Genomic DNA, 7,355 nt, shown 5'->3' with positions numbered 1-7,355 from the left:
GGGGCCGGGACCGCAGTCTGGGTCCGGGCTGGGGCCGGAGCCTGTGCCGGAACCGCGGCCGGGGCCAGGTTGAACCCGGACAACCAGTCAGCCACCCGGTCCAGCGGCGCGGTCTCGAGGGAGTAGAAGCGCTTCTGCCCCTGCGCGCGCATGGATACCAGCCCCGCCTCGCGCAGGACCTTCAGGTGCTTGGAGACTGTCGGCTGGCTAACCGCCAACTCTTCCACCAGTTCACCTACCGCCTTGTCCCCGGAGCGCAGCGATCCGAGAATTTCCCGACGTGTGCCCTCAGCGATGACGGCGAATACATCATCGATCACCATTCCATAACCCTATCCGCATATACCGAGGCTGATTTCCTGTGCGGCAGCCAGCCGGGCGGCCATCTCAGGCAAACGCCGCCATCTTAGTCAAACCATGGATCCAGCCCGTACAAGGGGAAAATCTCCTTGCGTGTAGCCATCACGGTCCGGTCGACGGCATCGTTCGGGTCGTAGCCCACTTCCCACGACCGCCACCACAGATCCACGCCGTCGCCCATCAACTGCGGTGCCTTCGCGCCGTACTTTTCCCGCACGTAGTGCCGCCACTGCTCCGGAACCGGGGCGCTGACCGGCACCGGTGAACCCGCGGCCACCGCTATCAGGTGGCTCCAGGAGCGGGGCACGACGCTGGTGAAGTTGTAGCCCCCGCCGCCGGTGGCGATCCACCTGCCCTCGCAGTGCCGCTCGGCCAGTTCGCAGATGCTGACCGCCGCCTGGCGGTGCCCGTCCACCGTGGTGTCGAGGTTGCTCAGCGGATCTTCGCGGTGGCTGTCGCAGCCGTGCTGGCTGACAATGACCTCCGGCTCGAATGCCGCCGCCAGCTGCGGCACGATTGCATGGAAGGCACGCAGCCAGGCCGCATCCGTCACATGCGAGGGCAGCGCGACGTTCACGGCCGTTCCTTCGGCCCCGGGGCCGCCGATCTCATTGGCGAAGCCCGTCCCGGGAAACAGCCGCAGGCCCGTTTCATGCAGCGAGATGGTCATGACGCGCGGATCGTCCCAGAAGATATTCTGTGTGCCGTCGCCGTGGTGCGCGTCGACGTCGATATAGAGCACCCTGGAGGTGCCGCCGTCGAGCAGGAGCTGGATAGCGGCTGCGGCATCGTTGTAAATGCAGAAGCCGCTGGCGTAGCCGCGGGCCGCGTGGTGCATGCCGCCGGAGAAATTCACCGCGTGCATGGCAGCACCTGACAGCACGGCTTCGGCTGCGGCCAGCGATGCACCGAAGAGCCGCGCGCTGGCCTCGTGCATGCCGGCGAACGCCGGATCATCCTCGGTCCCGAGTCCGCGATCGGGATCAAGCGAGTCCGGATCGGCACTGACCCGGTGGACGGCGTCGATATAGTCCTGGTCGTGGACCCGGGCCAGCTGTGCGTCCGTTGCCACGAACGGCGGCGCGACCGTTACCGCCGGCAGGTCGAAAAGGCCCAGATCCCGGGCCAGCCGCGCCGTCAGCTCCAGGCGGTCCGGGCGCATCGGATGGTGCGCGCCAAAATCGTAGGCCAGCAGGGATTCATGCCAGACAACGTGCGTGGGCGGGGCCGATCCGGGGCCGGGAAGGGTAGACATCATGCTCAGGCTACGCGATCGGCGCAGACCCCTGCCACGTGCACCCGCATAAAGTGGTTTACTACGAAGGACGCGAGCGCCGCAGGCAGAATTTCAGTCAGAACTTCCGGCAGAATGTTGGGCAGAACGGAGCAGTTAAGACAAGCATGGCAAGGAACCAGCCGGTGTGGCTGCCAGAGCGGGAGAGGCCCCGGCTCGGAGCCCTGCGCTCCATCCGGGACTTCATCGACAGCGTCGCCAACAGCTCGCCCGCCCGCCTTGCCCTCATAGCCTTCGCCAGCGTCATCCTGGTCTTCACGGGGCTCCTGTCCCTGCCCTTCGCCGCGGCGGACGGCGCGGCCACCCCCCTGCACGATGCGATGTTCACCGCTGTCTCGGCCGTCTGCGTCACCGGGCTCACAGTCGTGTCCACGGCGGTCCACTGGTCCTTCTTCGGACAGTTCGTCATCCTGCTGGGCATCTTCATCGGCGGCCTGGGTACCCTGACCCTGGCCTCGGTGCTGGCGCTCATGGTCAGTAAGCGCCTGGGTGTCCGCGGAAAGCTGATCGCGCAGGAAGCAATGAACGCCGGCGGACGGCTGGGGGAGGTCGGCACGCTGCTGCGGATCGTCATCACCACCTCGGTCCTGATCGAACTGGCACTGGCGCTCATGCTGATCCCCCGCTTCATGGTGCTCGGCGAGCCCTTCTGGCAGGCCGTCTGGCACGGCATCTTCTATTCGATCTCCGCGTTCAACAATGCCGGGTTCACCCCTCACACGGACGGCCTGGTCCCCTACGAAACGGACATGTTCATCCTGGCGCCGCTCATGATCGGGGTATTCCTGGGGAGCCTGGGCTTCCCGGTGATCATGGTGTTGCTGCAGAGCGGCTGGCGGTTCCGGAAGTGGAACCTGCACACCAAGCTCACCATCCAGGTCACCCTTCTCCTGGTAGTCCTGGGAACCATCGCCTGGGGCGCCATGGAGGCCAACAATCCGGAGACGATTGGCGGCCTGCCTCTGGGCGACCGCATTATCCACGCCCTCTTTGCCTCCGTCATGACCCGCTCGGGCGGTTTCAACCTGGTGGACCAGAACGCGATGGAGGGCTCCACAATGCTGCTGACGGATGCCCTGATGTTTGCCGGCGGCGGTTCGGCGTCGACGGCGGGCGGCATCAAGGTGACCACCATCGCCGTCATGTTCCTGGCCATCATCGCAGAAGCCCGCGGCGACCGTGACGTCAAGATCTACGGACGGACGATCCCCGAGGGGACCATGCGCGTGGCCATCTCCGTGATCGCCGCAGGCGCCACCTGGGTGGCACTGGCCGCCGGCCTGCTCCTGGCCATGACAGGTGAAAGCCTGGACCGGGTCCTCTTCGAGGTCATCTCCGCCTTTGCGACGGTGGGGCTCAGCACCAACCTGAGCGCCGAACTCCCGCCCGAAGGAAAATACGTGCTGTCGGCATTGATGTTCGCCGGCCGCATGGGTACCATAACCCTCGCTTCCGCTCTGTCCCTCCGCCAGCGCCGCCAGCTTTACCACTACCCGGAAGAAAGGCCGATCATTGGCTGACAGAACCTCTCCAGGCCGGCCGCCCCACAACGCGCCGGTCCTTGTCATCGGGCTCGGCCGCTTCGGCGCGGCGACGGCCGAACAGCTGGTCAAGCAGGGCCGCGAGGTCCTGGCGATCGAACGGGACCCGGCCCTGGTCCAGAAATTCGCCGGCACGCTCACCCACGTGGTGGAAGCAGACGCCACCAACATCGACGCTCTCCGCCAGCTCGGGGCACAGGAGTTCAACGCCGCCGTCGTCGGTGTCGGCACGTCCATCGAATCCAGCGTGCTGATCACCGTGAACCTCGTGGACCTGGGGATCGAGCATCTCTGGGTCAAGGCCATCACACCCTCGCACGGCAAGATCCTGACCCGCATCGGCGCCAACCACGTAATCTACCCGGAGGCTGCCGCCGGCATCCGGGCCGCCCACCTGGTGTCAGGGCGGATGCTGGACTTCATCGAATTCGACGACGGGTTCGCCATCGTGAAGATGTACCCGCCGAAGGAAACCCAAGGATTCACCCTCGGCGAGTCCCAGATCCGCAGCAAATACGGGGTCACAGTGGTGGGCGTGAAATCCCCAGGCGAGGACTTCACCTATGCCCAGCCCGGCACCAAGGTGTCCAGCCGGGACACACTGATCGTATCCGGCCATGTGGATCTGCTCGAGCGCTTCGCGGCCCGGCCCTGAGGCTGCCCCGGAGGCTACCCCTGGGACTTGAGTTCAGCCGTGATCTGCGCAGCCCGTTCCGCCGCGGCTCGTGCGCCGGCGGCGATAATGCCGGGCATACCAGAGGTGTCGAAGGTCTGGATTGCCCGTTCGGTGGTGCCGTTGGGGCTGGTCACCGCCTTTCGGAGCGCAGCAGCATCGGCGCCCGGCTCGCTCAGGAGGACGCCTGCTCCCGCTACCGTCTCGCGCGCCAGCAGTGCCGCCAGCTGCGGATCGAGCCCCAGTTCGGCACCGGCAGCCGCCATGGCCTCAGCCAGGTAGAAGGCATAGGCGGGACCGGAGCCGCTGATGCCGGAGAGCGCATCCACCTGGCTTTCGGGAATTTCGACGACGGTGCCCGCGGCCGCGAGGAGATCCTTGGCCTGTGTTATCTGCTCAGGCGTGCAGTGGGTTCCGGCCGAAACCGAGATGACTCCCCTGCCCACCCGGGCCGGGGTGTTGGGCATGGTGCGGATGACCGGCTGTCCCTGCGGCAGCGCACCTTCCAGCAGCTCGATCGAAACCGCCGCCGCGACGCTGATGACCAGCGCCTCCGGCTTCAGGCCAGGCGAAATTTCGCGGGCCAGGTCCAGGATGCCGACGGGCTTCACGCCCAGGATGACCACGTCCGCAGTCCGGACCGCGTCCAGGTTCGCCTGCTGGTTCTCACTGCCGGCCAGCGCTGTGATGCCATGCCGTTCCGCCAGTTCGCGGGCCCGCTCCGGTCTGCGGACGGTGGCCGTGACCTGCGCGGGGTCCAATCCTCCGGCCAGCAGTCCGCCGAGGATGGCCTCATTCATGGAGCCGCAGCCGAGGAATGCGATGCGTGGTGAGGTAGCTGTAGTCATGGACAACATCCTGCCATGCCGCCCGCCCAGCCCGGACTCCCCGTCCACCAGGACTCACAGGATATTCACAGCTATTTCAGGGTGTTATCCCAAGAAGGGTCGCTACATTGATCCGTACCTCATATGGTGCGAGTGATTGCGGACCGGACTTGTTCAAGGCGGATTTGTTCAAACCGACTTACCCAAGCCTGCTTCTTCAAGTCTGTATAGTCCGGTCCGGCGCCGGCGGGCATTCGAGCGTCTCCCCCAGCGCTCCATAGGCCCGCCGGCGTTTCTCGTTTAATCCGCACGTTTCTCGCTGAATCCGCGACTGAACCGCAGTCCGGCACAGCGCCGGCCCGCCGCCGTCGTACTTCCCTTACGGTTCCCGGGCGGGAACCGCGGCGAGGTGTTCACGCGCGAAGGCGAGCGTCCGGGCCAGCCATTCCTCGCGCTCCCCGGTACCGCGCGCCTTGCGCGTGCTGACCTCCACCGCGATGACGCCGTCCCAGCTCGTCCGGCCCAGGTGCTGCAGCGCTTCGGCGCAGCGCTGCGTACCCTCGCCCGGCATCAGGTGCTCGTCCTTGCCGTTGAAGGTGCCGTCGGTCAGGTGCACGTGGCGCAGCCGCGATCCCAGGTTCCGGATCTCCTCATAGGAATCCATGCCCGCGATGGCCGCATGGGAAAAGTCCCAGGTCAGCGCCTCATAGTCCAGAGGCACCGGGTTCCAGTGCGGCAGGTAGGCCTTCGCCTCGCGTCCGCGCACTCGCCACGGATACATGTTTTCCACCGCGATGGTGATGCCGGTGTCCTCGGCGATGTCCCGGACACCCTGGGCGAAGTTCTCGGCATAACCGGACTGCCAGCGGAACGGAGGATGCACTACCACGACGTCGGCACCGACTTCGTGCGCCATGGCCGCGGACATCTGGATCTTGTTCCAGGCCTTACCCCAAACCTGCTGGGTCAGCAGGAGGGTCGGCGCGTGGATGGCCATGATGGGCTGCCCGTAGCGTTCGCTGAGCGTCCGCAGCGTGTGCGGATTCTGGCTGGTTTGGTTGTTGGTCACCATGACTTCCACCCCGTCATACCCCAGGTCGTGGGCTACAGCGAACGCGTCATGGACCGAAAGCGGGTAAACCGAGGCGCTGGACAGCGCCACCGGTATCTCAGCGCGGGCCTCATTGTTGGTCGTCATCTATTCCGGCCTTCCGTCCATAGCTGCTAGCTGGTATTCACGGGAACGCAGGTCCACGTGACCGACTCCCACCGTGCGGAAGGAACGCATGCCCTCGCTTTGCAGGTAGTCCAGGCGCTGCAGGATGAGTCCCTCGCGCAGGGCCCAGGGGCAGATCTGAAGGGTCCGGATGCTGAACAGGTCCATCGCCGCCTCGGCGACCATGGCACCGGCCAGCAGCTGCGGGGCGCGGATTTCGGAAACGCCCGGCAGGTTGACCCGGTCGGCGACGGTCATGGCGGCAATCCGGGGAATCCACAGCGCCAGATCATCGTGGCGCAGCTCGCGCCGGATATAGGGCCCTGCCGTGGACGGCGCCGCACCGGTGATCCGGGCGAGCGAACGGAACGTCTTGGAGGTGCCCACCACGAGGTCCGGGACGGCGCGGGCAGCGAACTCCTTCACCACCGGCTTCAGCGTGGACCGGATGTACTTGCGCAGGTCCTTTACGCTCTTGGCCGTCGGCGGGTCACCCTCCAGCCAGTCGCGGGTCAGGCGGCCGGCACCGAGCGGAACGGACTGCGCGAAGTCCGGCAGAGCATCCTGGCCCAGGGCCATTTCGAAGGAGCCGCCGCCGATGTCGAGGTCCAGGATGGTCCCCGCGCTCCAGCCGTGCCAGCGCCGGGCGGCGCGGAACGTCATGGCAGCTTCCTGTGCTCCGGACAGTTCCATCAGCGAAACCGTGGTTTCGCTCTTCACCCGGTCCAGGACTGCTTCGCCGTTGCCCGCCTCGCGGATGGCGGACGTACAGAATGCCAGCAGATCCTCGGCCTCGTGCCGTTCGGCGAATTCGCGGGCCTCGCGCACGAAGGCGACCAGCTCGTGCTGGCCCTCCTCCTTGATGTTCCCGGCCTCGTCCAGATAGGCCACCAGCTGCAGCGGACGCTTGTGCGAGGCGAAGGGCACCGGGCGTGCCCCGGGGTGCGCGTCAACCAGTAGCAGGTGAACGGTGTTGGAACCGATGTCGAGGACCCCTAGGCGCATGTGTTTATTATGTCGCTTCCCCGGTTGCCGACTGCAACTGTTGCAGGCCCGCCTACTTCTTGGCTGCCGCTGTTTTGCGCGGTGCGGCAGTCTTGCGGGCCGCCGGCCGCTTGACCGGCCCCTTGGCCCGCTTCTCCGCCAGCAGCTCGATGGCCTTCTCGCGGGTGAGCTCCTCCAGCGACGTATCCCGCGGCACGGTGATGTTGGTGACACCGTCCGTGATGTACGGACCGAAGCGGCCCTCCTTGACCACAATCTTCTTTTCGGACACGGGGTCCATGCCGAACTCGGCCAGCGGCGGCACGGCGGCCCGCGCGCCGCGCTGCTTGGGCTGGGCGTAGATCTCCAGCGCCTGCTCCAGCGTGATGGTGAAGATCTCCTCCTCCGAGCCGATGGAGCGCGAGTCCGTCCCCTTCTTCAGGTACGGGCCGAACCGGCC

General features: G+C 66.3%; 8 protein-coding genes. 2 read left to right on the top strand and 6 right to left on the bottom strand.

All coding sequences use genetic code 11. From position 1 onward, the window contains the following. Together AC5RW2_RS39230 and AC5RW2_RS39225 are read right to left on the bottom strand one after the other, a co-directional pair. A partial coding sequence (locus AC5RW2_RS39230; RefSeq protein ID WP_494075199.1) for an ArsR/SmtB family transcription factor occupies positions 1-323 on the bottom strand: 323 nt, incomplete at its 3' end. Positions 324-406: 83 nt separating this feature from the next. Beyond that, positions 407-1,615 (bottom strand): acetoin utilization protein AcuC, encoded by a 1,209-nt coding sequence (locus AC5RW2_RS39225; protein ID WP_494029107.1) that lies wholly within the window; start codon positions 1,613-1,615, stop codon positions 407-409. Positions 1,616-1,761: 146 nt separating this feature from the next. On the opposite strand from AC5RW2_RS39225, the gene AC5RW2_RS39220 reads away from it, so the two are divergent. Continuing rightward, positions 1,762-3,174, top strand: a complete 1,413-nt coding sequence (locus tag AC5RW2_RS39220; protein ID WP_494029106.1) for a TrkH family potassium uptake protein — start codon at positions 1,762-1,764, stop codon at positions 3,172-3,174. Next, positions 3,167-3,850, top strand: a complete 684-nt coding sequence (locus AC5RW2_RS39215; protein ID WP_494029105.1) for a potassium channel family protein — start codon at positions 3,167-3,169, stop codon at positions 3,848-3,850. Before AC5RW2_RS39220 ends, AC5RW2_RS39215 begins: the two co-directional genes overlap by 8 nt. A gap of 14 nt (positions 3,851-3,864) precedes the next feature. Here the strand turns inward: AC5RW2_RS39215 and proC are convergent, their stop codons facing one another. The 4 genes from proC to AC5RW2_RS39195 form a co-directional block, all read right to left on the bottom strand. After that, on the bottom strand, positions 3,865-4,716 hold the full coding sequence (proC, locus tag AC5RW2_RS39210) for a pyrroline-5-carboxylate reductase (protein ID WP_494029104.1): 852 nt from the start codon (positions 4,714-4,716) through the stop codon (positions 3,865-3,867). A gap of 358 nt (positions 4,717-5,074) precedes the next feature. Next, entirely contained in the window at positions 5,075-5,893 is an 819-nt protein-coding gene (locus AC5RW2_RS39205) for a sugar phosphate isomerase/epimerase family protein (protein WP_494029103.1), read from the bottom strand. Next, positions 5,894-6,916 (bottom strand): Ppx/GppA family phosphatase, encoded by a 1,023-nt coding sequence (locus AC5RW2_RS39200; protein ID WP_494029102.1) that lies wholly within the window; start codon positions 6,914-6,916, stop codon positions 5,894-5,896. Between the two features lie 52 nt (positions 6,917-6,968). Next, a partial coding sequence (locus tag AC5RW2_RS39195; protein ID WP_494075198.1) for a topoisomerase C-terminal repeat-containing protein occupies positions 6,969-7,355 on the bottom strand: 387 nt, incomplete at its 5' end.

The sequence above is a fragment of the Arthrobacter sp. B0316-1-20 genome (assembly GCF_059091865.1).
Note: the sequence above shows the minus strand (reverse complement) of the source record. Positions and strands in the feature narration are given on the sequence as shown.

What these genes read in the sequence shown, in the direction of transcription:
- proC (WP_494029104.1), bottom strand. Translation starts at nt 4,716, where the DNA reads ATGACTACAGCTACCTCACCACGCATCGCATTCCTCGGCTGCGGCTCC.
- AC5RW2_RS39220 (WP_494029106.1), top strand. Translation starts at nt 1,762, where the DNA reads ATGGCAAGGAACCAGCCGGTGTGGCTGCCAGAGCGGGAGAGGCCCCGG.
- AC5RW2_RS39225 (WP_494029107.1), bottom strand. Translation starts at nt 1,615, where the DNA reads ATGTCTACCCTTCCCGGCCCCGGATCGGCCCCGCCCACGCACGTTGTC.
- AC5RW2_RS39205 (WP_494029103.1), bottom strand. Translation starts at nt 5,893, where the DNA reads ATGACGACCAACAATGAGGCCCGCGCTGAGATACCGGTGGCGCTGTCC.
- AC5RW2_RS39200 (WP_494029102.1), bottom strand. Translation starts at nt 6,916, where the DNA reads ATGCGCCTAGGGGTCCTCGACATCGGTTCCAACACCGTTCACCTGCTA.